The organism is Pseudoleptotrichia goodfellowii, assembly GCF_007990505.1.
GTDB lineage: Bacteria > Fusobacteriota > Fusobacteriia > Fusobacteriales > Leptotrichiaceae > Pseudoleptotrichia > Pseudoleptotrichia goodfellowii.
In genome coordinates, this window is sequence record NZ_AP019822.1 from 340,101 (window position 1) to 363,447 (window position 23,347).

Here is a 23,347-nt window from a genome sequence, read left to right on the forward strand (position 1 = left end):
GATAAAAATGACAAAAAGAGAAAAAATATTATCAGGAATTATTGTTTTGCTTTGTGTCGGGATTTTAGCTGTAGGATATAAGGCTTATAATTACAGGAAAGTATTGATTGAAAAGAAAAAAATTATTGCACAAAAAGACGAAAATTTTTTAAAAGGAATGAAATTGTCTTATGAAGCTTATACAAGATTGCAACTTGTTGATATAATGCGTACTTACGGTATTAGACATCCTTTAAGTAGTTCAGTTTCACAAGTTGAATTTCAAACAGCACTTACAAAAACTTCGGAAAGTAATCAGAAATACTCGAATTTTTTAGAAGAAAATGGATTTAAGGACGGGAAATTATCTAATCTTATAAACAAAGAAAATCCTGATTTTTTTACTATTCAAGACAAATATCAAAGTTTTGCAAAAATATTAGATGAAGAAGATGCTAAGAGTAAAAAAGAATAGAATATGGTAAAAATAAGAAATTTAGAATTAAATATTGGAAAAGAAATCGGATATTATTTGTTTGAAAATAAAAAATTCAAAACTATTGAGGAAGTTGTTATACAGTATTATGAGGATAGAGGATACAGAGGAATTTATACTGAAAACAAATACTGGAGGAATTTTTTTGGATTATTTTTTGATAATATTATAGTGGAACAAGTCGGAAACGTGAATATCTTAAAATTTGATTTTCAAAAAGAGATTGATATAAAAAAGGTATTCAATAAAACGTACTTTTTAAATAAGGCTTACTGTCCTTATAAAAAAGAAGATTTGAAAGTGCTGTTAGATTTTTTAGATTTGGAAAGTTTTATGAAATTGTTATTTTATTATAGGATAAAACAATCAGGATTTCCTGATGTTATGATTTATAACAAAAAGGAACTGTTATTTTTAGAAGTAAAAAATAAAAATGACATGTTAAGAGAAAGTCAAGCGATAACTTTACAAGTTTTATCAAGCAATAATGTGAATGTAGAAATTTGTACTATTAATTTTTCGGAAAGAAAAAAGAAAGAAATAATAAGGCTATTAAAATCTAATAAAGAAGATGTAGACATAATAAACTATTTATTGCAAGATATAATCAAAATAAATAGAAGAAATAAATATTGGTATGAAAAAGGATTAGGAATACTATTTATACTTGTATTTTGGTATATTGGAATACCGTTAGCAATTATTTCTTTTCTGAACAATTATTACAAAGACAAAGCTTACGAAGAAATAAAAGTACAGGAAGTTTTAAAAAAAAGAAAAAATAAAGGCTCTTAGGGGTCTTTATTTTTTGAAACTTCACTTGACAAAAGTCAAATGATAAAGTATAATTGTTTTGAGGTGAAGTAAATGGGTGAAAATACAAAAAAAAACTATAAATTAAAAATATTGAGAAAGCTAATGCTGGATAAAGATTTGCTTTGGAAAGATGTTGAAAGAATAACAGGATTTACAAGGCAAAATATAGACTACGCTTTCAAAAACAATTATCAAAAAACAATTGACAAAGTATTTGAAAAGATACAGTCAGTTTAATTTTTTTTGCAATCACGATTGTCAAAAGTCAAATGATTTTGCAAATAGAATAAATAACCCCAAGAAAGGAGGTTTGATGTGAAAATATTAGATTTGAATAAAATATCAAAAGAAATTGAAATAGTTTTGTCTGAAAATGAAGTAGGATTGGATGAATTTGAAGAAATTTATGAAAAAATAAAAACGGATTACAAAAATAATCCGTTAGATTCTCAAAAAATAAAAAAGAGATACAGAGCACATTTATTGTTTAATATTATATTGTTTTTGGTATTTTTATCAATTATTTTTCTTGAAGTTTATCTAAGACATTAATCAGTTCAAACAGAAACATAAGAATGCTGGCAGTAATTAAGAAAGTAAAGATTTGTTTTAATGTCAAATCAAAAACTATTAAGTTTAGGTTTAAATTCAGAACATTTATAAAAAAGTTATTTAGTACAAACAGAAAATTCAAGACAGAAATTTTTAACAGTTTTGAATTTTTTAAAAATATTGAAATAGCTAAAAAAATACTGTTTGATGAAAAAAAGATACTTAAAGCTTGATTGTCGAATTCAACTGAAAAATAGCTAATAAATATTGAAAAACAAAAAGTAATTAAAATCAAAAAATTAACTTTCTTGTAAATGAAATCAGAAAACGGATTCAAGAAAATTAAGAATAATAAAACTAAAAATAAAGATTTCAAAAAAATACCTCCTTTCGTGTGTGATGTTTGGCAATATATTATACCCCGAAAGTGAAAAAAGAGCCTTTTCAGACTCTTGAAAATTAATTAGGTGTTGAACGTTTATGAGCAGGAACTTTTGTGCCATCTTTCTTAGTGTAAGAACCTACTGAAACAATCTTAACCTTGTTTCCGGATTTTCCAGATGTAGCTTTTGCCATAGTTTTCCTCCTTTCTAATAATTATATATTTGGTAGATTGGAGTTTACGTGTATATATAATTATTTAAAGTCTTGTTAGCAACATACGCTATAGATTGCTAACAATATTATAACGCAACATTTTGTGTTTGTCAACAATAAAATATCACTAAATATAGGAGGGAAAAGAAAATGACTTTTCAAGAATTTTTAAAAGGACGTAAGCAATACAAGGACTTCGTGCTTATTGAAGAGAACGGAGACAAAGAAAAAATTAAGGAAGTAAGTAAACAACACGGAAAAAAAACAAATGGATACGTTTTATTGTATAACAGAGAAACGGAACATTTAAGTAAACATCAAATTTATGTAAGTAACAGAGGATATTCAATTTTGTGGAGAAGAAGAAAAATCTTATTGAACAATTTCAAATGATTTTTTTTGAGAGAAGAAACTCATTAAAACTTGCTGACGACGAAGTCAGTTGAGTTGTCAACTAATAGTTGACAGCTTATATGGACTGTATGGCTGAAAGGTTAAGGCATGGGTAAACTCGAGTAAATCCTATATGGTAGGTTCGACTCCTGCACAGTCCGAATATATTTTGAAAGGTAGGTGTAAACCTCCCTCGAATTTGAATTTATTATATCCGCCTTGTATTTCGGCTACAGGGCGGTAACAAAGGAAACGTAAAGGATGAGAAAAGTAAGCAAAATGCAAAATAATTTGAATAATAACTTTTATTCAGATGAATGGAATACGGATATTAAAACAGTCAATAAAATGATTGAACTTTTAAATCCGTTTCCTGAAAGTAAAATTTTGTGTCCTTTCGACACTGAAAACTCAAATTTTGTGAAACAGTTGAAAGAGCAAGGACACGAAGTTATATACGGAATAAACGATTTTCTCAAAAGTAATAAATATAATTTTGATTATATTATCACAAATCCGCCTTTTTCTATAAAGGACGCTGTAATTGAAAAGTGCCTTGAAAGCGGGAAAAGGACGTGCTTAGTATTACCACTTGAAAGCTTAGCTGGAGTAAAAAGGCACAGAATTTTTGAGAAATATAATACAAAACTTGAAATATATATTCCGACCCGCAGGGTAAATTACTACGATAAAAATTGGAAGAAACGAGACGGAAGTAATTTTCATAGTATATTTATTATTTTTGATAAAGCAAATGTCGAAACGAAAATAACATTTGAATTTGAAGAAGAGAAAATCAAACAATTAAATCTATTTTAGGAGGAATTGTGGGAGAAAAATCAGAGATAATACAAAAAGTAGACAGTATCAATAATCCGCAGCATTACAAACTTAACGGATTGGATATAGAAAGTATTGATGTTGTGAGATCAGTTCTTGGAAAAGAGAAATTCATCGGATTTTGCAAAGGAAATATACTGAAATACTTAATCCGGGAAGAGAACAAGAACGGATTGGAAGATATAAAAAAAGCCAGAAAATATACGGACTGGCTAATAAAGGAAATGGAGGGGTAAAGATGAATGAATTGAAAACGATAGAAAAAGAGAATTTTAAAATTTTTAACAAAGAGAATTTAGGAAGCGTAAGAACGGTATTAGTGGACGGCGAAGTTTGGTTCTGTATAAAAGATGTATGCAATATTTTAGGATTAACAAATCCTACTATGGTAGCTCAAAGATTGGACATGGACGAACAGGCTAAGTTTGACTTAGGGTTATTAAATAAAGAGCTTACGAACTTTGCAAATGAAAGCGGTCTTTATACTTTGATTTTGAGAAGTGATAAACCTGAAGCCAAGACCTTCAGAAAATGGATAACTTCGGAAGTGATACCGTCAATCCGTAAAACAGGAAACTACTCAATTCAAAATCCTGTTGAAGCTTTGCTTGAAAATCCTGTAAAGCTTGGAGAAATGCTGATTGAATACGGAAAAGCAAAAGAACAATTAAAAATACAAGCTCCTAAGGTACAAGCGTATGAAAATTTGTATGAAAGCGATGCCGTTATGGATATTGGAGAAGTATCTAAAACAATAAATTTCAAGGGAATTGGAAGGAATAACTTATTTGCAATTTTAAGACAACAAGGAATATTGAACTCTAATAACGATCCATATCAGGAATATGTAAATAGAGGATATTTTAAATTAATCCCGACAAATTATGTTGATAATTTCGGGAATAGGAAGATGAAAACAGTCGTTTATATGAAAGGGATAGAAGCGATTACAAGGTTATTGCTGAAATTAGGATATACAAAAATAAATCCTAACTATAGTGTGGCAATAAACTAAAAAAAAGACACTTTATAGAGTGTCTTAAAAGGAGTTGGTTATTTAATTTTATAGCTAATTATATCATGAAAAACGGTGTTTGTAAAGGAGTTTAGATGAGTTTTAAGGAACATAATAACCGAATAAAAGCAAAGAATTTCGCTGAATATATCACGGGAGAAGAGTTAAGAAAATATGTAGCTTCCAAAGTTAAAAAATATGTCGGAGAAAATCCAACGATATTTGACGGAGCTTTAGGAAGCGGACAGCTTGAACAGTACTGCAATCCTGAAAAAATCTATGGTGTCGAAATTCAAGCAGAAAGTTGTGAGGCAGCAAAAGAGAATTATTCCGAAATTGACATTGAAAATAAAAGTTTTTTCAATTTCACGAGAGATAATTTTGTAGCTGATTGCGTGATTATGAATCCGCCGTTTTCGATTAAATTCAAAGATTTGTCAGAGGAAGAACAAGAAAATATCAGGAATGAATTTAGCTGGAAAAAGAGCGGAGTTGTCGACGATATATTTGTGCTTAAATCACTCAAATATACGAAAAAATACGGCTTCTACATACTATTTCCTGGTGTCGGATACAGAAGCAGTGAGAAAAAGTTTCGGGAAATTATTGGAAACAGTCTGCAGGAACTTAACATGATAGAAAACGCTTTTGAAGACACAGGAATATCAGTTTTATTTATTGTTATTGATAAGGAAAAAACAGACAATAAAGTTACCAAAGAGTTGTATGATTGTAAAACTAAAAGTCTTCTTAAAATTGAAGAAACGGATCTCGAAGAAGACTTTCGTTGGCAACCGACACAGTTGGAAAAAGAAACAGAAGAAATTAATATAGAAGAGCTTAAAGATGACTTAAAACGGTCATTTTTAGGGCATATTGAAAATAGCTTAGATTTAGAATTATTTCTATTTAGAACGCTTGGAGAAGGAGAATTTCTAAGCTATTTAGCAGCAATAAAAGAAATTGTACGAAAGTACGAAAGAAAATATCTGATAGGAGATGAAGAATGAAAGATATAGTAGAAATCTATAAAGAATGTGGCGATTTTCACGAATCAGTTAAGAGAAGTGGACTTACTCCACTTGTTGCTCACATAAAATTAATGAAAAGCGGTGTTTTGAAAATACAAGACAAAATAAAATATGCCAGTAGAGGTGGAAGATTAGGGGGACTGGCAGAGGAACTATTTCAAAAATTAGTTCCTGATGCTGTGGATGCTAATAAATATTGGCAAAAAAATAATCCTATTTACGATTTCATGTATAAAGGATTGACCATAGACGTCAAATATAGCAGCTATCATTCCCGAGGGAAGAAAACAAACTACTGGAATATACGGACAAAAGGGAAACAGAACATAACAGTAGCATTTTTAGAAAGAAAAAGTGGAGATGAATTGAAAAATCCTTACTGCTTATTAATCCCAAACGGCTTTATCGGGACCAAATGCGATACTCACGTATCTAAGAGTGGAGAATGGTTTCAAAACTTTAGAATAGAACTGGACGAACTACAAAAATACTTAGATGAGTATGCGGAATTTGTTTAAGGAGTAACTATGAAAAGAAATTGGACATTAGGAGAAATAGAAGATTTAAGAATAATGATCGAAGTGGAAGGATTAAGTCACAGGGAAGCGGCAGAGGCACTTGGAAGAACAAAACAATCTGTTTGTCACAAAGCTAGGATATATAAATTTAAAACATCGTATTTTATGGATAAAAGAAAAAAGATAGAATTAAGAAACTTAGTTGAAAATTCAACTATTGATAAAAACACCATTTGTAAAAGATTGAAAATAACAAAAAGATCCTTAAATTATAGAATGGAATTGATGTATAAAACATGCAATTTAACAAATATAAGAAATAAAGGGTTATTTAAAAACAATGGTAAAAAATGGTCGCAGGAAGAAGACGATTTTATTTACAAAAATTATTATAAAATAGGAAGATTGAAAACAGCCAAAGCGTTAGGGAGAACTCTTGGAGCATTAAAAAAAAGAATGTTTGATAACATAGATAAAAAATTGTTAGAAAAAGGTTTTTATACAAAAGGTTGGAACTTTAAAGAACGAACGAGAATATGGAAGGAAAGCAGGGATTTATGAAAACAGAACAAGAAATAAGGGAACTGCTTGAAAGATTCAAGGAAGAAAAAGAAGCAGTATCAAAGGATGAAAACTTGACGATAGAGCAAAGAAACAAGGAATTTAACAGATATTTAGACAGAATACATCTGTTAAGAAGAATTTTAGAAGATTAGAGGTGTCGGAATATGGCCAAAAAATTAATAAATAAAAAGGGGAATTATACAACAATACAAAACGAATTAATAAATGACAAAAGCATATCTTTAAAGGCTAAGGGAATATTGCTATATATGCTGTCAAAACCATATGACTGGAAATATAATCCAAAAGAAATAGCAGCAAATTCAAAAGACGGATTAGATTCAGTATACAGCGGGTTAAAAGAACTTATTGAAGCGGGATATGTAAGCCGAAAGCGATATGCTGACGGTAGGGTAGATTATTATGTTTTTGAAGATAAAAGCGAAAATGACATTGAGGATTTTTCTTTAAAAGAAGAAAACCCAAATCGGGAAAACCCAAATCGGGAAAACCCAAATCGGGAAAACCCAAATCGGGATTTTCCCGACGTATACAAAAGAAAGAATACTACTAAAGAAAGAAATATACTAAATACTGAATATAACAAAAAAGAAAATAAAAAAGAAAGAAACGAAATTGATGATTATATAAACGCTGCTCAAAAAAGTGAGGAGTATAAAAATCTACTTTTTGAGTTTGTAAAATATAGAAAAAAGATAAAATTATCTTTAAAAACTCCAGGACCTCTTAAGACATTGATTAATTTCTTTCCGACAGAAGAACTTTTAAAAGAAGCTTTGGAATATATGGATATGTATAACTGGAGGACAGCTGAACCACAATGGATAGAAAATAAAAAGCAAGGAGGAAACAATAATGGTGGAAAGCGTGCAGGATATAGCAAAACGAATGGAAAACATTCGGAAAAACCAGACTACTCAACGGGATTTGAAGACTGGAACTAATAATTATATGGCTGAAACTGTGGATTGGGATGAAGAAATAAGAAAACAAGAAACGAAAGAATACCAAAGACTTTCAAATATTTTGGAAGAAGAAAAACAAATAACTTTTAAAAAAGCTGATTGTAAAAATGATACTGAAAAAAAACACAAAAAATCATTTGAAAATTTTTGCCGGAACTTTGAAGAAATAAAAGAAATCGGATTAGGCATTTTCATGTACGGCGAATGCGGAACAGGAAAAAGTTACTACTCGGTTTGTATTATGAATGAACTCAATAAAGAATATAAAGTTTACCGAACAAGCCTATTTGATTTACTTGAAGAAATAAGACAGACGTATAAAAAATATACGGATGCAACGGACGAGTATTTATTTAAAAGGTTAAAAAAGTCGGATCTTGTAATTTTTGATGACTTAGGAAATGAAATGATAACAGATTGGGGAAAAGAAAAAATGTTTTTGATTTTTGAGTTTTTGTACAAAAATCGCGTTTCTTTTATCATAAATACTAACTTAGATAATAAACAGTTTCAAGAGTTTTTGAGAATCAATGGAAGTCCGAAGTTATTTGATAGAATCCGAGAACGTTGCAAAAGCTATAAATTTGATTGGGATAGCAGAAGAAAAGATTTGCATAAAGCGGATTTTGAAAGATTGTTTTAGGAGGAGCAAATGGTGACTAAAGAAATTTTACGAAAAAGATTGGATTTGATTGATAAAAAAATCGAATTTACAGAAAACAGAATAAAATCCTATGAAACCGAACTTAAAAAGTTGAGAAAAATAAAATTTGAGATAGAAGAAGAATTAAATGAAAAGTAGAAAAGTAAATCTTTATTATTTCCAAATATGGCACGGAGATAATAAAGTTGAGATAAAAACAGATAAATGGTCGGAGATAGTAGATTTTGTCAAACTACATAAAAAGGGAGTAACAGGCTTTAATCAAGGCTATAAGAAAGTTCCTGAAAGCAAATTACAGCATTGTATTGATAATGTGAGTATTGAAGACCTAATGACTTTGAAGGAGTGAAGATGTTAAAAATATTGCAAGGAGACGCACTTGAAAAAATAAAAGAAATTGAAACAGAAATGAGTAGAGTGCGAGGTATAATAAGCGATTATCAAGATACGGTAGATGAAGCTGATCGTCTTATTTATGAAGACGACCAAGATATTTCAGAATTAGAATATATACTTGAAGAATTAAAAGACATATTTTAGGAGGAATTAAAAATGGAAGCATTAAAAACGTTTGATGTTAAAGAATTATTGAAAAGACAAGCTGAGCTTGATAGAAAATTTGACGATAAAGAAACTTTGAGAAAAAGAACAGAAAGCAGAGTTTTAATAGCGTATTTTACAGAACTCGGAGAACTGTCACAGGAACTTAAAGGGGAGTGGAATTATTGGAAAAATACAGCTAAAAGGTACGACAAGAACAGAGTTTTAGAAGAATTGTCGGACGTGCTACACTTCTTTTTAAGCTATCTTAATTTAAGAAAATGTATGAAAACAGCCAATTTTGAGAGATTAGAACTGGACATAATACAATATCATTACAATGAAAGCATCGAAATCAGTTTAGAATGCTTATTTGACTTAGATACGATCTTAATCGGAGTCGAGGCATATCATTATTTTAGACAAATGTTAAACATAGTAATGAAAATCGGTGCATCGGAGCAGGAGTTTTTAAAAGTACATCATGAAAAATGGCTTAAAAATATGAACGAAAGAACTAAGGAGGAATACTAATGAATTGCAAATATTTAAAAATGAAAAGATAGGACAGATAAGGGCTTTAAAAAAAGATAACGAAATTTATTTCGTAGGAAAAGATATTGCTGAAATTTTAGGGTATAAAGATACGTCGAAAGCAATAACAAGACATGTTGAAGAAGATGACCGTATGAAATGTCCTGTCGTCGATAATATAGGAAGAGAACAGGAAACTTGGATAATAAATGAAAGTGGTTTTTATTCTTTAATAATTTCGAGCGAAATGAAAGAAGCGAAAGAGTTTAAAAAGTGGGTAACAAAAGATGTCTTGCCGAGTATCAGAAAACATGGAATGTACGCTACCGATGAGTTATTAGAAAATCCTGATTTGTTAATTCGAGTTGCTACAAAATTAAAAGAAGAAAAAGAAAAAAATAAGCAACTGAAATTAGAACTTGCTTACAAATCTGAAATAATTGAGGGAGTAACAAATAATATTGATGTGTACAAGAAACAAGATATTTTAAATAGAGTTGTAAAGCACAAAGGAGCCAACTATAGAGAGCGTTGTGGAGAATTATACAAAGTCTACAGAGAAACACATCATGTAGACTTGAAGGCGAGAAAAGAAGGCTACAATAAAACTCAAATCAGGAGCAGAGACAAGTGTAAAAGTGTTATTGAATATGCTGTTAAATTTGGACATATAGATAATCTTTATAACATAGCTTTGAAAATGTATGAAACGGATATGAACGAAATTATAGAAAAAATAAGAGAGGTGGCTTAGTTATGAATAGCAAAGAATACGGGAAATTTCAAAAATTATTAGATGATTTTGATGTGCAGGACAAAATATCAGATTTATTTGTGAGTATAGCGAAATGTTTAAAATATGAGTTAAGAGATGAGGACATGACGGATATAACAGAGCAAATAATAAAAGAAGAAATTGGAATGGAAAGAATAGATACGGAAACAATAACATTTATAGCTTTAAAAGAATTTGAAAAATGGAAAAGTCAATAAAAGAGGTGTCGAGATGAGAAGAGAAACGAAAAGAACTTTTGAACTTGTTAGGAAAGTACTTTTGACAGGTTCTGAAATTACTGAAGATGACGGAGAATTTTTAAGAAGAAATCCCGAATTATTTGCAAATTTTAAATTTAAAAAAGTTAGGAGAGCAGATCCGAAATGGCGATTACTTTTAAATAATAAAAAAATTAAAGTGGAGGTGTAGGAGTTGGATAATGACATCATAAGAGGCACATTTGAAGTGGATTTGAATACCGGGATAACAAAATATAATCTGACTTCTACGCATACAATTAAGCAAGAACGGATAAAATCGCTGGAAGATTTTTTGGAAAATACTGTTGCAGAAGTCAATGTTGATAAAAGACTGACTACGGAGCAACGGAAGAAAATTTGGTGTATTTTGGATGATTTTGCTTATTGTAACGGAGGAGATAAAGAACAGTGGCGAGAGCAATTACAGACTGAATTTTGCCGACAAAGAGATTACGAATACTTTAGCATCTCGGAACTTAAACGAGACGGAGCGAGTAAAGATGTAGCACGGGAATTCATACAATGGTTATGTGAACTTGCTGTAACTGAAAGCATAGGTTTTAGAGAGGAAACAGGTAATCCTGCCCTATGGGTGCCTGATATTGGTAGATATGTAATAGCTTGTTTAAGAGCGAGAAGATGTGCTGTATGCGGAAAGGTACATGACTTTGACAACGGAGATATAGTTGATTTAGATCATTGGTCGACAATCTCAAGTAGTGCAGGAACGTATGAAAATGATGATGGTTTGCAAAATCCTTTTGTCTCTTTGTGCCGGTTACATCATTCTGAAAAACACAATATTGGAGTAAAAAGTTTTGAAGAAAAATACCATATAGGTGGAATCTGGCTTAACGAACAGTTAGTATATGAGCTACTCGATGTTTATCCGAACCATTTTAGACTTTTCAGGAAAAGATTGAAAGAGGGGTATTATGACAATGTAATTACAAGGAAGGGAAAGAATGAATGATGTCACAAGAAAAGAAATAGAAGAAATAAGATATTTGAGAGAAGTCGAAAAACTTAAAATAAAAGAAATTTCAAAACTTTTAGGAAAAAAATCAAGAAGAATATCTTATATTATTCAAAAATACACTAAATATAGATATAGAAAAATTTTTGAAGATCAGGAAAAAGAAAAGATTATTAAAATGTTTGAAAGTGGGTATACAAAAGAACAAATAGCAAATACAACAGGAAGAACATTTTACGGTATTTCAAATTTCCTTACAAGACATTACGGAATCACAAATTCTTACAGATTAGTGAGAAAAAATAATTTCAAAAAATGGTCTAAGGACGAAGAAGATTATATTTTGAAAAACTATGAACACAAGACAGCTGTTCAGATAGCAAAAGATTTAAACAGGACTGTTTTGGGAGTCAGGACGAGGATCATAAAAATGAGGAGAGAAAAAAGAAAAATATAGAAGAGAAAATTACGGCGGAGGATATACAGAGTATTCAAAAAACGGCATCAAAGGGACGAATCCGCCAATAATAACAAAAAATCCTTTACATTCGGGAATAAAAATAAAAAAAGATTTTAATAGGAGGAGAAGATAGATGAAAATATTTATTGTAGTAATACTAATGTTATATATATTGATTACGTCGGATATAATAATTAAGACAATAAATCTATTTGTAGTAAGCGATTATGACCGCGAAGAATATAAAGCATTTTTTGTTATAATGATATATATCTTAAGTATAATAGGGTTATTGATGTATATATACAATATCTTGAAATTATAAAATAAATCGGGAGGTTATTTTAAAAGTGAAAGAATTGAAATGTAAATTTTGCAAAAAAAAGAAAATGGAATACGAAATAAAAGGCGGAAGATTTAATTATGATTTCATATGTACGAGGTGCAAGAAAAGAAATATAGGAACAATAGTCGATAAAACTCATAAAAATACCCCGCAAGGTTGAGGTCTGATGTTTAAAATAAATTGTAACTGATAAACAAAAAAATCAGTACAACTGCTATTTTAAGCATTACAGTACCTCCTTATAAAAATATAGTGGCTTTTTGGAAGCCAAAATTATTATAACAAAAAAGACTGGAAAACACCAGCCTTTAATCCAAAAATTTCTATATTTTTATAAGTTCCCTTTACGGGGTTTGTCTTAAGACAAATGTATTGTATCATAATTTTTTAAAAAAATCAAAAATTTTTGTTGACAAATTAGTCCCAGATATGATATAAAAAATTGGGACTAATAGAGGAGAGGAAAAATGGAAAAAAGAAAATTAAATATCTCTTTCTATAAAGCAGGAACAGGTAAGGCAACGAGATTAACCGTTCCAATAAAGTGGCTAAGAGAATTAGGTATAACAGAAGATGAAAAAAGTATTGACCTAATTTTTGATAGAGAAAATCAGCAACTTATAATAAAAAAGAGATAAGAAAAAACTCCTAATAGTCCTAAAACTAAAAGGAGTTTATGGATATAACTCTATCCTACCAATAGGATTATATCACATAGACTTCTAAAAATCAAAATTTTTAGGAGGAGCTAATATGAAATTATTAGAATGCAAAGAAAATAAAAATGTGAGAGAAATTAAATTTGATGGGAAATCTATTGTTACAGTGTTGATTGGCAACAAGGTATATGTATCGGTAAAAAGCATTTGCAAGAATTTAGGAATGGATAAGAATTTATCAGATACTCAAATTAAAAAAATTAATAAAGATGAGCTTTTGAAAGGTGCGTCAAAATTAACGCACCTCAAAACAAACGGAGGAACACAACAGGTTTTAATGATAGAACTTGATTATTTGCCAATTTGGTTAGCGAAGATAAATCTGTCGAGATTTACAGAAGAACTAAAAGAACAATTATTAAATTACCAGTTAAGGGCTAAAGATGTATTAGCCGATGAATTTTTAGGGAAAAGAAAGCTTGAAAATAAAGTCCGATATGAGCCTGAACTAAATGAAATTGAGGACAGATCAAAAAGAATAAGAAAAAATCAGGATATTGTAAGAAGTTTGCTAATCCAAATAGCAAATGATTATGATTGGATAAAATATAGAGCAGGTCTTGGTTTTCAAAGAGCGAAATTTAACTATAAAGAAAGCAAAAGAACAGCATTTATTCTTGAAGGTAAAGAACTCACTATAGAAGATATTGACAAATTAAATACTGATAGCTTAAAAAGAACAGAAAAAGAATTGAATGAAATTTAATAAAAATACTTGAAAAATAATGGAAATAGGGTATAATATATATAAAAGGAGTTGGTAGATAATGAGTCTAAGGAAGTTTAACATTAAATTTACTTTGTTTGCAGCATATTTTCTCTCTATTATTTTTATTGCTTTTCCACCATTTTTGATAGCAACAATATTGTTTCATAGAAGTCTTTTAAAAAAAGAAAAAAACTTTTATGACGAATTAAGAAAAATAGGATTCAATAATTATAGAGAAGTGGAAACAGGACAAAATAAATATCTTATATTTAACGATGACGGACGTTTTATAGAAACGCTTCACCATAGATATAAAATATTTGATATAAGAGATTACAATGTAGAATTTAATGTTCCTAATCGCCAAAATCAAGTAGTAAATATGCTTGTGGCTCAAAAAGTTGCGGGAGATTTAGGAGTTTTAGCAGCATTAGGAGCAAGTATTAGCTATTTAATATTAAGAAAAAAAGGAGAGTTTTCGGATTCGATAAAGTACAGCATAGCTGGACAAAAATCAATAGAAACTTTGGCTAACTTTCTTTTTTACTACAAAGAAAAAGGATTTATATCATAATATATTGAAGTTTATCTCAAATAATGATATAATATAAAAAATAAAAATATATTTGGAACCAGAAACAATTTCTGGGTAAGCAAAGTAACAACAGGCTTTTTATTCGCAGAGTCCCAAGCGGACCTTTTACGTAGCAATACGTAGAGGGTTCGCTTTTTCTTTTGTCAGATTTTTACAGGAGGGAAAATGATGTGTACGAAGACATAAAACCGTTAATTAAAGATGAGTACGAAAACGGAACAAGTATGAGTGTACTGTCGAAAAAATATAATACAAATCTCAGCAGTATAAAGAAGTGGAGTTCTCAAGAAAATTGGATTAAAAAAAAACAAAATAAGGTAACCAAAAATAAAAGTAACCGAACCAAAAAAAGTAACCAAAATAATTCGGTTACTTTAGACAGAGAAACGCAGATAAAAAAAGATATTCTTAAAGGGAAAAGTAAAAAAGAGATAATGTCGGAATATGACATATCGGAAAGAACGTATCAAAGAAAAGCTAAGAGCATAAGACAAGCAAGACTGGAAAAGACGGAACGATATTTAGATATGATAGCGGAAAAAGTTTACCCAGATTTGGAATCCGTTTTGGAGAACACTGAAAAGGCGAAAAGGAACTTAGTTGTGCGTTCGATTAAAGAGGTAGGCAACCAAGAAACCGATATTAAAAAGATACAAGAATACAACAAAGCTTTTAACTCTATCAAGCAAATGGCGAACGATATAATGAGGACTGGAAAAATACTAACACCATTTGAGCTACTCGAAATAGATAAGCAATTATCAGAGGAAGAATTACAACAGCAAAAAATTGATGTTGAAAAAAATAAAAATTTGATAACAGAAGAATTTGAACAGGTAGTGATAGTGGATGACACAGATAAAGATTAAAGACATTATTGGTTGTAATTATGACAAATTCTGGAATGATAAACATTTTTATAGAGTTGTAAAAGGTTCAAGAGGTAGTAAGAAAAGTAAAACGATAGCAATAAATATGATTTACAGGATTATGAAATACCCTGAAAGCAATTTGCTTGTAATAAGAAGGGTGTTCAATACTTTAAGAAACAGTTGTAGAGCTGATTTGATTTGGGCGATTAACAAGTTAAAAGTAAATCGTTTATGGAAAATCCCCAAAGGAGAACATACTTTGACTTATTTGCCGACAGGACAACAGATATTGTTTGCCGGATTAGACGATCCGCTAAAATTGACATCAATAACAGTAGCGAACGGATATTTGAATTTTGTCTGGATCGAAGAATGTTTTCAAATTGAAAAACAAGAGATGTTTGACACTCTTGAAGAAAGTATAAGGGGTAAGCTCCCTGACGGACTTTTCCATCAAATTACATTAAGTTTTAATCCATGGTCAGAAGATCACTGGCTAAGAAAAAGATTTTATAACGATACGTATGATAGAACATATATAGATGATCTAATATATGCTATTACAACTGACTATACAATGAATGAATTTTTGGATGAAGTAACAATAAAAAGATTTGAGGAAATGAAAACTAAAAATCCAAACAGATTCAAAGTTGCAGGAATGGGCGAATGGGGAATAGCGGAAGGACTTGTTTATGACAACTGGGAAATACTTGAGTTTAATGCTTTATTGATGTTAAGGACCAATTTTAAATTAGAAGCAGTGTTCGGACTTGACTTCGGATTTACTAACGATAATACAGCATTTGTAGCAAGTATAGTCGATTTAGAAAACAAACGATTATATATATTTGATGAATTTTATGCAAGAGGAATGTTGAACAATGAAATAGCCTTAGAAATAGAAAGGCGAGGTTATTCAAAAGATGAAATTATAGCTGATAGTGCCGAACAAAAGTCAATTGAAGAAATAAAGAGGCTTGGAATTTCAAGAATAAAAGCAGCTTCAAAAGGAAAAGGAAGCGTTAATCAGGGGATACAATATTTACAACAATTCGATATATATGTACATCCAAAATGTAGGAATGTGATAATGGAACTAAAAAATTATATTTGGGACGTAGATAAAAACGGAAATACATTAAATAAACCAATCGATAGTTACAATCATGCACTTGATGCATTACGTTATTCTATTGAAAAATATAGTGTCGGAGGAATGCACGGTATATTATAGGAGAATATAAATGAACAAAAAAAAGAAAAAATATAATGGATTCGCGAGTAACGCAAGGAATAGTACAAAAGGAACGGAAAGAGATACGCTAAATAGACAAATTCCTGTGAAAAAATATTTGAGTGTAGAGATGATAGATGACTTAATCGCAAGTAATGAATTTGCAAAAATAATACTGAATGCTCCGATAGAAGATGTTTTAAAAAATGGACTTGATATTGCAATTTTACAAGATGATGGAACGGATGATATAGAAAGTACAAAAAAACTGAAAGAAAAATTAGATAAACTTGATTATCTTGAAAAAATAATGAATTTTATGTCAGAAGTTCGTAAACATGGATATGCGATTATGTATTTGAATACGCTACATAATATTGAGACAGAAACGGCGGATGAACTCGGAGAGAGATTTCAAATTGAAGCTTTAAATATATTTAGCAAATCCGAAATAGCAAAACTAAAACTCGAAAACTCGAAATTATCTCTGAAGTACGGAGAAATAAAAGAATTGCAGATAAAGAACTATAAAGATAATAATCAGGTAATAAATACCGAAATACATCCGAGCCGTGTCGTTTTTTCAAGAATAAATGAGGATAAAAAAGAGATAGGACAATCAATATTTAATTCTCTTTTTGAAAGAATGGTAATATTTGATAGTACGGAATGGAGTATTGGGCAGTTAATATATAGAGCTGTATTTCTAATTTTAAAGACGGACAACGCTACAATGGATAAAATAAAAGAAAGCGGAGGAATAAGAGATAAAGAAGAAGAAATAAATGCTTCGACTTTGGCAGTAATAGGACAAGATGACGAATTACAAGTAATAAACTCAACTGGGGGATTGGATCCTGAAAAATTTATAAATGCAGTTTTAACTATATTATCAATACATACAAATATTCCGAAACAGAGACTCGCAGGAAATACTCAAGGAACACTTGCGGGATCACAAGAAGATGCTAAAAAATACGCCGAATACTTAAAAAGATTTTTTAATAAGCACATTCTTCCTGTTATCAACAGCTTAATTGACAAAGTATTAATTGAACTTAAAATATCGCAATCATATAGAGTGAGTCTACCAAATTTACTCGAACCGACAGAGTCAGAACAAATAGAAAACAGCTTAAAAAAAGTTGAATTAGATACTAAAAAACTTGAGTATTTAGAAAAGGCAGTAAACATTATATCTAATAATGAACTTATAGAAAAAAAAGATAAAGTTGCAGAAATAATTAAAAGGCTTGGAGAAGATGATTTTGATTTTGAAGCACTGTTGAAAGAGTTGAGTGAAAATGATTGAGTTTGATATTAGCACGGATATAGAAAAAAAACTATTAAATATACTAAAAAAAAGAACTAAGAAATTCTTGAAATATATAGAATATAACAATATAGACGTTGAAGATGAAGAACAACTAATTGAAGCGGCAGAAAAATTTAAGCCAAAAGAAGACAAGATGATATTTGGAATTAATAGATTGTTATTGCTTTATACATTAGCTTTAATAATAGATAAATTAAGCGAAAAGCATCAGGAATTATTTAAAGATAGAATGAAAACCGAAATATTTGAAGAAGCACTAAAAAAAGCGGATAAAAAAATGGAAGAGTTGCTGAAAAATACTCCTAATAGGGTTGTGAGTATTACTACTAATTACTTCTCCAAAACACAAAAAGGAATTAATAAAGAAAGAGAAATTTTGGAAGAACTTAAAGAAAAATTTAAAAAAGAAGTAGATATAAAAAAGTGGGAAGAAGCGAAGAAAAAAATAATAGAAAGGATGAGCTATTCAAATTTACTTAATACTGTAAATGTGCTTGGAGAAGCACAGGCGGAATACATAAAAACAGTGTTAAAAGAACTTGGGAAAAATGAATTTATTTGGATAACTAAAAACGACGATAGAGTGAGAGAAAAACATGCTTGGAGGCATGGAAGAAAATTTTCACTCAACGGAGTTTTAAAAGACGGAATCGGAAAAGATCATTCAAGAATACTTCCTAAAGAAGAATGGGGTTGCCGTTGTGATTTTGGAATAAATGAAAAAGTGATAGAGGAGGGACTGGATAATGCCGCATAATAGATATAACTTAAAACAACTTGAAAAACCTAATTTTATTGAAACTGATGAGGGATTTTTACAGATAAAAGGTAACATATTAAAAGCTGATAGCTTTATGGAATACAGGAATAAAACAGGTGTATTACGGGAGAAAATCCCGAAAGATATTTTGTTTAGTGACGATGTTAAAAATTCTTTTTTACACAAAAAAGTAACATTGGAGCATCCGTCAACGTCTGGAAAATTGTCAATGATTAACTCGGAAAATGTTGCTGAATTTGGAAAAGGAACGATAATAGATGTATTTGAAAACGGAGATTGTCTTGGAGCGATTTTGCAAGTAGAAGATAAAAATGCTGTAAATTTTATAAAGGATCGTCATAACAAAAACGAAAATATAGAATTGAGTGCAGGATATACAGCAGAAACAGAGCTTATAAAGGGCAATGAATATATTCAAAAAAACATTATTGCAAATCACGTTGCTATTTTAGCTGGAAAAGGGAGAGCTGGAAGCGATGTGAGACTTATATATAATTATTTAGATTACGAGGAGGAAAAAGGAATGACATTAAAATTTAATGGAGAAGATTTAACGTCTGAAGAATTGTTAGCAAAGGCTATAAACCTTCAGAATGAAAACGAAAATTTAAAGGAGAAATTTAACGGTTTAGAGTTGGAGAAAAAAGCATTATTTGATGAAAAAGCAACGCTTGAAACAGAAAAACAAACCTTAATTACAGAAAATTCTAAATTAGAGGCAAAATACAATGAATTGGTAACAGAAACAGAAAATAAAGAAATAATAAGTAAAGCGAAAGAGGTTTTAAACTCTGTTGATGAAAAAGAAAAAATAGAAAAAATAATGGAAAAAGTAATTAAAGAAGTGAATCCAAAATTCAATATGAGAGAAAATGCGACAGTTAATGATTTAAAAGATACGTTTAACTTTAGTGTTGAAACTTTGTCAGAAATGGATAAAGAAGCAAAATTATCAGAAAGAAGTAAATTTAATAATCAAAATGAAGCGGGACTTACTTTAAATATTGATAACGGATATTTTTCAAAAAAAAGAACAGGAGGTAATTAATAATGAAATTAGGACAAGAGGCATATTTCTCACGTGAATTGAGAAGAAGAGTTTGCGATGTTATAGATGAAAATATAACTATCGGAAAAGCAGTACAATGGAGTACAACTGATGGAATGAGAGCGATAAAACCTTTTACAACAGGAACTTTTGCAGGAGTTGTTATACATACAGATGATAATAAAGACGGAGTAATAGAATATCCGACAACAGCATCAATTTTGCAACTCGGAAATATATGTGTGAAAGTTGAAGAGAATGTAGGTAAAGGAGATAAAGCGGGAGTAAATAATACAGGCGGATTTGTAAAAGCTGCTTCGGGAACAGAAATAAGAGGTTATTATGAAACAACTGCCAAAAGTGGAGAATTAGCAATATTAGTGTTAGAAGGAATAGCATAAGGAGGAGATAATAGATGAGATTTAATAAATACAACAACAAAACATATCAATTAGCAACATCGTTTATGGTTGCATTAGGTATTGTTTTAGAAGAAAGAAAAGATGAACTAAAAGGTAGAATGATTGTTCCAATCGGCGGAGATCAATCGGGAATACAAATCGGCGATAAATACGTACAATACAGCTCTGTGTCTTCAAGAAGAGTGGCAGAAGTAGTATCGGAAAGAGATGATGATATACCTTTCACAGAAGTTGATGCAAAGGATAAATTTGCAAAACTACACTGGATAAGAAGTGGTCACAAATTTTCTATAGCAGAAAAAGACAAAATTATAAGTGTGGAGCGTGAAAAACAAACAAAATTATTTAACTTAAAAGCATCAGAAACATTCTATGCAATTTCTGAAACAGAAAATAAAGAATTACTGTATGGTAATGAGAAACTTGACAGACAGGGATTGTTGACTGTTGACGGGAAAAGAAGCTTTACGCTTGGAGTAAATTTGTCTACTGCGACGGGAGAACAGGTAACTGATGCATTTGTAAAAGCTGCTCTTGAATTTACAACAGGAGCAAAAGGGACTTACAATGCCAGAACATTAGTAATTGATAATACGTTACATGCAGAATTAATGAAAAGTTACGGAACGCAGGAATACAAAACAAGATTGAGAGTTATTGAAGAATTGGGATTGTTTGGAAATATAGTAGTTGTAAAAGGATTAAAAAATCCAGTTTCTCAAAAAGCAACGATGCTAATTTTGGATAATGTTCCAGAAAATTTTCAAGCGATTGTAGTTCAAGAAGCAACTGGAGACGAATGGGAAATTGGAAGAACAACTTATGTGGCTGTAGAAGAAAAAATATCTGAAATAGTTGCATTTAGACCGGAGTCAATAATGGAACTTATAACTGCGTAGGAGGGGAAATGAAAGTAAAGATAATAAGTGATTTACCTGAGATGTTTATAATATCTCAGGTAATAACTGAAAAAGGGAATATATTAAAATTCACAAAAGGAATACTTGAAACTGAACTTAACGAAGAAAATTTGCAAAAAATAAAAAAATTTTTAGAAGGATACGGAAAACGTATTCAAGTTTTAACTGAAACAGAAGCAGAGGGAATCAACAATGAAAAAATAGTAAACAAAATGAATAAAGAAACTGAATTAAAGCAAAGAAAAGCCGGATTACTTTCGGAACTGGAACTTGTAAAAAAAGATTTAAAGGAAATATCTAAAAAAGACATTATTGAAAAATTTAAGCAATATGTAAATGATGAAAATGTTAAAAAAGAAGAACTAATAAAGCAAATTGAAGAAAATATTGAAAAAATAGAGGGATAAAATATGGAAGCCAAAGAAATAAGAACTGGAGTTCCTGAATTAAATTATAAAGAAGCGGACGAAAGTTATATTATTCCTGACGAAACGATTAAAATTAAAATAGATGAAGCCGTTATTTTTATAGAAGATGTTAAGGCGACGATTCCTAAAAAGGTAAAAGATATTTTGATTAAATATTTGACTCAACATCTATTGCTTATGAATTTGAAAGAAACTACAGGATTAAATCTTCCAAATAATTCCGAAAGTTGGAAAGCAAGACTGAGTGCTTTAGCGTTGGATCAGACAATTCCGGGTCAAAATTTTAGAGCTTTAATAAGAAAGTATACTGATGATTTTGCGACTGCAGAAGAAAAGGCAAAACAAAAACATCATGGAATTAAATTTTTCAGTTAGGGGGAATAATGGAAATAGAAATAAAAGAACCTATTACAGTAGTTCTTGCTCAAACAAATGAAAAAGTTGTATTTGAAGAATCAGGAATTTTGGATGTAGGAGAGCTTGATTTAAGAATGGAAAGGATAATTGCTCAAAGTAATGGAAAAATAAAGTTGATAAAAAAAGGAACTAAAAAATGAAATTCAGAGGAAGTTTCAAAGCAAAACTAAATGTTTCAGTTAAAAAAATTGAAAAACCTGAAATAAAATTTCCGGTCCTAACGATAGAAAGTGGAATATTTTCAGATACGCAACACTATGCCAAAAATATAACTGCTCAAAATCTTTATTCAGTATTATTATATGGAACTAAGGATGGGAAAATACCAAGTCGTAATGTTTTAGAGTTTTTAAATAAATATCTTGAAGATAATAAGGAAAAATATGTCGGGATATATTTGAAAAATGATAAAGACATCATGAAGGCAGGAAACGTAATAGGGTTAGATATTAACAATAAACATAAACAATTAGTATACGGATTTACGAGTCCGGGAAATGCTGTAAGCACAATCAAGGGAAAAGGGTTTAACGATCCTCTCATCGATACGGGAACCTTAGTGAGAAGTATAGCTTATAGTATTAATAATAAAGGAAGATATGGTAAAGGATAATGAATATAAGTCAAATATACGAAAAGGAAAAAGAATACAAATTTTTAAAATTGATTTCTCAAAAAAATATAAACGGGATCATTGAGAGCAAATTTGAAGAATATAAAATAAAGTCCTATATTGACTATCAAAGTTATAAAGCTAATAACGATAAAATTGAAAGCATAAATACAAGAGATAATCTTTTGGGAATTGTCCGTATTCCGACTGTATCAGTTGATAAAAATGGAAACAGCGGAACAATTGAAGTCAATAACGGAGACTGTATTATTTATGAAAATAAGAAGTTTGAACTAATAGAAGTTAGAAAATTAAAAGATGAATTAAAACATTACTATACGTTTTATCTAACCGATAATATAGAAAATATAAAATTTGATTTATATAAAACAGAGCTTAATTTGTTATTCTTTAAAATATTTAAAAAATTGGGAATTGAAGCAATAGTCTACCATTCTTTTTTTCAAAATTCTTATTTTGAGAAAATAGAAAAGCCGTTTTTAACTTATGAAATTATGCAAGTAAAAAGGGCAAATGATTATACGACTATCAAAGAAGAAATATCGGAAACCGATAAAATCATTTTTAAATACAGAAGCAAAAGAATATATAAAATGATTGTAAGGCTTTACGATAGAGGAACAATACTTAATTTAGATACAATACTCAGCAAAAACAAGATATTAAATCATATTATTGATGAACTGAATATAAAATTTCAAAATATATCGGATCTCGAAATTCAAAAATTAGATTTAATAAGCGAAAGTGATACGATAATAAACAATGGATTTTATAACGAAAAAGTATACGATATTGAATTTACTGTAGATACATTCTATAGTTATGATAACGATTATATAGAAAGTGCAAAAATAAAAGGGAAATTAAAAAATAAGGAGGACTAA

At 29.9% G+C, this 23,347-nt stretch carries 40 protein-coding genes and 1 tRNA gene; all 41 read left to right on the forward strand.

Features of this window, described 5'->3' with window-relative positions; all coding sequences use genetic code 11:
* Positions 1–7: 7 nt before the first annotated feature.
* The 41 genes from FVE72_RS01585 to FVE72_RS01765 all read left to right on the forward strand — a co-directional run bounded on the left by FVE72_RS01585 (position 8) and on the right by FVE72_RS01765 (position 23,347).
* Positions 8–454 carry a hypothetical protein gene (locus FVE72_RS01585; RefSeq protein WP_146966335.1) on the forward strand — a complete coding sequence of 149 codons (447 nt, stop codon included), beginning with the start codon at positions 8–10 and terminating at the stop codon, positions 452–454.
* A 3-nt stretch (positions 455–457) separates the two neighbouring features.
* Positions 458–1,270 (forward strand): VRR-NUC domain-containing protein, encoded by an 813-nt coding sequence (locus FVE72_RS01590; protein ID WP_026736987.1) that lies wholly within the window; start codon positions 458–460, stop codon positions 1,268–1,270.
* 72 nt (positions 1,271–1,342) lie between these two features.
* Positions 1,343–1,528, forward strand: coding sequence for a hypothetical protein (locus FVE72_RS01595; RefSeq protein ID WP_026736988.1), 186 nt, complete (start codon positions 1,343–1,345; stop codon positions 1,526–1,528).
* Between the two features lie 78 nt (positions 1,529–1,606).
* Positions 1,607–1,843: a hypothetical protein gene (locus FVE72_RS01600; protein ID WP_026736989.1), complete on the forward strand. Its 237-nt coding sequence runs from the start codon at positions 1,607–1,609 to the stop codon at positions 1,841–1,843.
* Positions 1,844–2,590: 747 nt separating this feature from the next.
* A complete protein-coding gene (locus FVE72_RS01610; protein WP_026736991.1) occupies positions 2,591–2,833 on the forward strand; it encodes a hypothetical protein in 243 nt (80 codons plus the stop codon).
* 82 nt (positions 2,834–2,915) lie between these two features.
* A tRNA-OTHER gene (locus FVE72_RS11165) sits at positions 2,916–2,994 on the forward strand.
* A gap of 100 nt (positions 2,995–3,094) precedes the next feature.
* Positions 3,095–3,652 (forward strand): hypothetical protein, encoded by a 558-nt coding sequence (locus FVE72_RS01615; RefSeq protein ID WP_026736992.1) that lies wholly within the window; start codon positions 3,095–3,097, stop codon positions 3,650–3,652.
* An 8-nt stretch (positions 3,653–3,660) separates the two neighbouring features.
* Positions 3,661–3,909 carry a DUF3310 domain-containing protein gene (locus tag FVE72_RS01620; protein WP_026736993.1) on the forward strand — a complete coding sequence of 83 codons (249 nt, stop codon included), beginning with the start codon at positions 3,661–3,663 and terminating at the stop codon, positions 3,907–3,909.
* 2 nt (positions 3,910–3,911) lie between these two features.
* On the forward strand, positions 3,912–4,688 hold the full coding sequence (locus FVE72_RS01625; RefSeq protein ID WP_051411718.1) for a phage antirepressor KilAC domain-containing protein: 777 nt from the start codon (positions 3,912–3,914) through the stop codon (positions 4,686–4,688).
* Between the two features lie 95 nt (positions 4,689–4,783).
* Positions 4,784–5,698 (forward strand): N-6 DNA methylase, encoded by a 915-nt coding sequence (locus FVE72_RS01630; RefSeq protein WP_051411719.1) that lies wholly within the window; start codon positions 4,784–4,786, stop codon positions 5,696–5,698.
* Positions 5,695–6,237: a hypothetical protein gene (locus tag FVE72_RS01635; RefSeq protein WP_026736994.1), complete on the forward strand. Its 543-nt coding sequence runs from the start codon at positions 5,695–5,697 to the stop codon at positions 6,235–6,237. The genes FVE72_RS01630 and FVE72_RS01635 overlap by 4 nt, the downstream gene beginning before the upstream one ends.
* 9 nt (positions 6,238–6,246) lie before the next feature.
* The gene (locus FVE72_RS01640; RefSeq protein WP_026736995.1) at positions 6,247–6,798 is read left to right on the forward strand and encodes a hypothetical protein; all 552 of its coding nucleotides are present in this window, start codon (positions 6,247–6,249) and stop codon (positions 6,796–6,798) included.
* Positions 6,795–6,953, forward strand: a complete 159-nt coding sequence (locus FVE72_RS11170) for a hypothetical protein (RefSeq protein ID WP_154669362.1) — start codon at positions 6,795–6,797, stop codon at positions 6,951–6,953. The genes FVE72_RS01640 and FVE72_RS11170 overlap by 4 nt, the downstream gene beginning before the upstream one ends.
* Positions 6,954–6,965: 12 nt before the next feature.
* A complete protein-coding gene (locus FVE72_RS01645) occupies positions 6,966–7,766 on the forward strand; it encodes a helix-turn-helix domain-containing protein (protein WP_051411720.1) in 801 nt (266 codons plus the stop codon).
* Positions 7,750–8,430 carry an ATP-binding protein gene (locus FVE72_RS01650; RefSeq protein WP_232049463.1) on the forward strand — a complete coding sequence of 227 codons (681 nt, stop codon included), beginning with the start codon at positions 7,750–7,752 and terminating at the stop codon, positions 8,428–8,430. Before FVE72_RS01645 ends, FVE72_RS01650 begins: the two co-directional genes overlap by 17 nt.
* Positions 8,431–8,439: 9 nt before the next feature.
* Complete coding sequence (locus tag FVE72_RS11175) at positions 8,440–8,589, forward strand: hypothetical protein (RefSeq protein ID WP_154669363.1); 150 nt, start codon at positions 8,440–8,442, stop codon at positions 8,587–8,589.
* A complete protein-coding gene (locus tag FVE72_RS01655) occupies positions 8,579–8,800 on the forward strand; it encodes a hypothetical protein (RefSeq protein ID WP_026736997.1) in 222 nt (73 codons plus the stop codon). The genes FVE72_RS11175 and FVE72_RS01655 overlap by 11 nt, the downstream gene beginning before the upstream one ends.
* A 2-nt stretch (positions 8,801–8,802) precedes the next feature.
* Complete coding sequence (locus FVE72_RS01660; protein WP_026736998.1) at positions 8,803–8,991, forward strand: hypothetical protein; 189 nt, start codon at positions 8,803–8,805, stop codon at positions 8,989–8,991.
* Between the two features lie 12 nt (positions 8,992–9,003).
* Positions 9,004–9,525, forward strand: coding sequence for a dUTPase (locus tag FVE72_RS01665; protein WP_026736999.1), 522 nt, complete (start codon positions 9,004–9,006; stop codon positions 9,523–9,525).
* A 4-nt stretch (positions 9,526–9,529) separates the two neighbouring features.
* The gene (locus FVE72_RS01670) at positions 9,530–10,279 is read left to right on the forward strand and encodes a BRO-N domain-containing protein (protein ID WP_051411721.1); all 750 of its coding nucleotides are present in this window, start codon (positions 9,530–9,532) and stop codon (positions 10,277–10,279) included.
* Between the two features lie 2 nt (positions 10,280–10,281).
* A complete protein-coding gene (locus FVE72_RS01675; protein ID WP_026737000.1) occupies positions 10,282–10,518 on the forward strand; it encodes a hypothetical protein in 237 nt (78 codons plus the stop codon).
* A gap of 13 nt (positions 10,519–10,531) precedes the next feature.
* Positions 10,532–10,729 carry a hypothetical protein gene (locus FVE72_RS01680; RefSeq protein ID WP_026737001.1) on the forward strand — a complete coding sequence of 66 codons (198 nt, stop codon included), beginning with the start codon at positions 10,532–10,534 and terminating at the stop codon, positions 10,727–10,729.
* A gap of 3 nt (positions 10,730–10,732) precedes the next feature.
* The gene (locus FVE72_RS01685) at positions 10,733–11,533 is read left to right on the forward strand and encodes a putative HNHc nuclease (protein WP_051411722.1); all 801 of its coding nucleotides are present in this window, start codon (positions 10,733–10,735) and stop codon (positions 11,531–11,533) included.
* The gene (locus FVE72_RS01690) at positions 11,526–11,993 is read left to right on the forward strand and encodes a hypothetical protein (RefSeq protein WP_026737002.1); all 468 of its coding nucleotides are present in this window, start codon (positions 11,526–11,528) and stop codon (positions 11,991–11,993) included. Before FVE72_RS01685 ends, FVE72_RS01690 begins: the two co-directional genes overlap by 8 nt.
* A 136-nt stretch (positions 11,994–12,129) precedes the next feature.
* The gene (locus FVE72_RS01695) at positions 12,130–12,321 is read left to right on the forward strand and encodes a hypothetical protein (protein WP_026737003.1); all 192 of its coding nucleotides are present in this window, start codon (positions 12,130–12,132) and stop codon (positions 12,319–12,321) included.
* A gap of 25 nt (positions 12,322–12,346) precedes the next feature.
* A complete protein-coding gene (locus FVE72_RS11180) occupies positions 12,347–12,502 on the forward strand; it encodes a hypothetical protein (RefSeq protein ID WP_154669364.1) in 156 nt (51 codons plus the stop codon).
* A gap of 307 nt (positions 12,503–12,809) precedes the next feature.
* A complete protein-coding gene (locus FVE72_RS01700; RefSeq protein ID WP_146966338.1) occupies positions 12,810–12,980 on the forward strand; it encodes an AbrB/MazE/SpoVT family DNA-binding domain-containing protein in 171 nt (56 codons plus the stop codon).
* A 115-nt stretch (positions 12,981–13,095) separates the two neighbouring features.
* Complete coding sequence (locus FVE72_RS01705) at positions 13,096–13,767, forward strand: phage antirepressor N-terminal domain-containing protein (protein ID WP_051411723.1); 672 nt, start codon at positions 13,096–13,098, stop codon at positions 13,765–13,767.
* A 61-nt stretch (positions 13,768–13,828) separates the two neighbouring features.
* Positions 13,829–14,344 (forward strand): hypothetical protein, encoded by a 516-nt coding sequence (locus FVE72_RS01710; RefSeq protein WP_026737004.1) that lies wholly within the window; start codon positions 13,829–13,831, stop codon positions 14,342–14,344.
* A gap of 191 nt (positions 14,345–14,535) precedes the next feature.
* Positions 14,536–15,234 (forward strand): hypothetical protein, encoded by a 699-nt coding sequence (locus FVE72_RS01715; protein WP_026737005.1) that lies wholly within the window; start codon positions 14,536–14,538, stop codon positions 15,232–15,234.
* A complete protein-coding gene (locus tag FVE72_RS01720; protein WP_026737006.1) occupies positions 15,215–16,474 on the forward strand; it encodes a PBSX family phage terminase large subunit in 1,260 nt (419 codons plus the stop codon). The genes FVE72_RS01715 and FVE72_RS01720 overlap by 20 nt, the downstream gene beginning before the upstream one ends.
* A gap of 10 nt (positions 16,475–16,484) precedes the next feature.
* Positions 16,485–17,786 carry an anti-CBASS protein Acb1 family protein gene (locus FVE72_RS01725; RefSeq protein ID WP_026737007.1) on the forward strand — a complete coding sequence of 434 codons (1,302 nt, stop codon included), beginning with the start codon at positions 16,485–16,487 and terminating at the stop codon, positions 17,784–17,786.
* Positions 17,779–18,567: a phage minor head protein gene (locus tag FVE72_RS01730; RefSeq protein WP_026737008.1), complete on the forward strand. Its 789-nt coding sequence runs from the start codon at positions 17,779–17,781 to the stop codon at positions 18,565–18,567. The genes FVE72_RS01725 and FVE72_RS01730 overlap by 8 nt, the downstream gene beginning before the upstream one ends.
* Positions 18,557–19,639, forward strand: coding sequence for a DUF2213 domain-containing protein (locus tag FVE72_RS01735; protein ID WP_026737009.1), 1,083 nt, complete (start codon positions 18,557–18,559; stop codon positions 19,637–19,639). Before FVE72_RS01730 ends, FVE72_RS01735 begins: the two co-directional genes overlap by 11 nt.
* 2 nt (positions 19,640–19,641) lie before the next feature.
* The gene (locus FVE72_RS01740) at positions 19,642–20,040 is read left to right on the forward strand and encodes a structural cement protein Gp24 (protein ID WP_026737010.1); all 399 of its coding nucleotides are present in this window, start codon (positions 19,642–19,644) and stop codon (positions 20,038–20,040) included.
* A 14-nt stretch (positions 20,041–20,054) separates the two neighbouring features.
* Entirely contained in the window at positions 20,055–20,960 is a 906-nt protein-coding gene (locus FVE72_RS01745) for an encapsulin (protein WP_026737011.1), read from the forward strand.
* An 8-nt stretch (positions 20,961–20,968) separates the two neighbouring features.
* Positions 20,969–21,388, forward strand: coding sequence for a hypothetical protein (locus FVE72_RS01750; protein WP_026737012.1), 420 nt, complete (start codon positions 20,969–20,971; stop codon positions 21,386–21,388).
* Between the two features lie 3 nt (positions 21,389–21,391).
* Positions 21,392–21,784, forward strand: a complete 393-nt coding sequence (locus tag FVE72_RS01755) for a hypothetical protein (protein ID WP_026737013.1) — start codon at positions 21,392–21,394, stop codon at positions 21,782–21,784.
* 8 nt (positions 21,785–21,792) lie between these two features.
* Positions 21,793–21,966, forward strand: coding sequence for a hypothetical protein (locus FVE72_RS11185; protein ID WP_154669365.1), 174 nt, complete (start codon positions 21,793–21,795; stop codon positions 21,964–21,966).
* Positions 21,963–22,439: a hypothetical protein gene (locus FVE72_RS01760; protein ID WP_026737014.1), complete on the forward strand. Its 477-nt coding sequence runs from the start codon at positions 21,963–21,965 to the stop codon at positions 22,437–22,439. The genes FVE72_RS11185 and FVE72_RS01760 overlap by 4 nt, the downstream gene beginning before the upstream one ends.
* Positions 22,439–23,347 (forward strand): hypothetical protein, encoded by a 909-nt coding sequence (locus FVE72_RS01765; RefSeq protein WP_026737015.1) that lies wholly within the window; start codon positions 22,439–22,441, stop codon positions 23,345–23,347. The genes FVE72_RS01760 and FVE72_RS01765 overlap by 1 nt, the downstream gene beginning before the upstream one ends.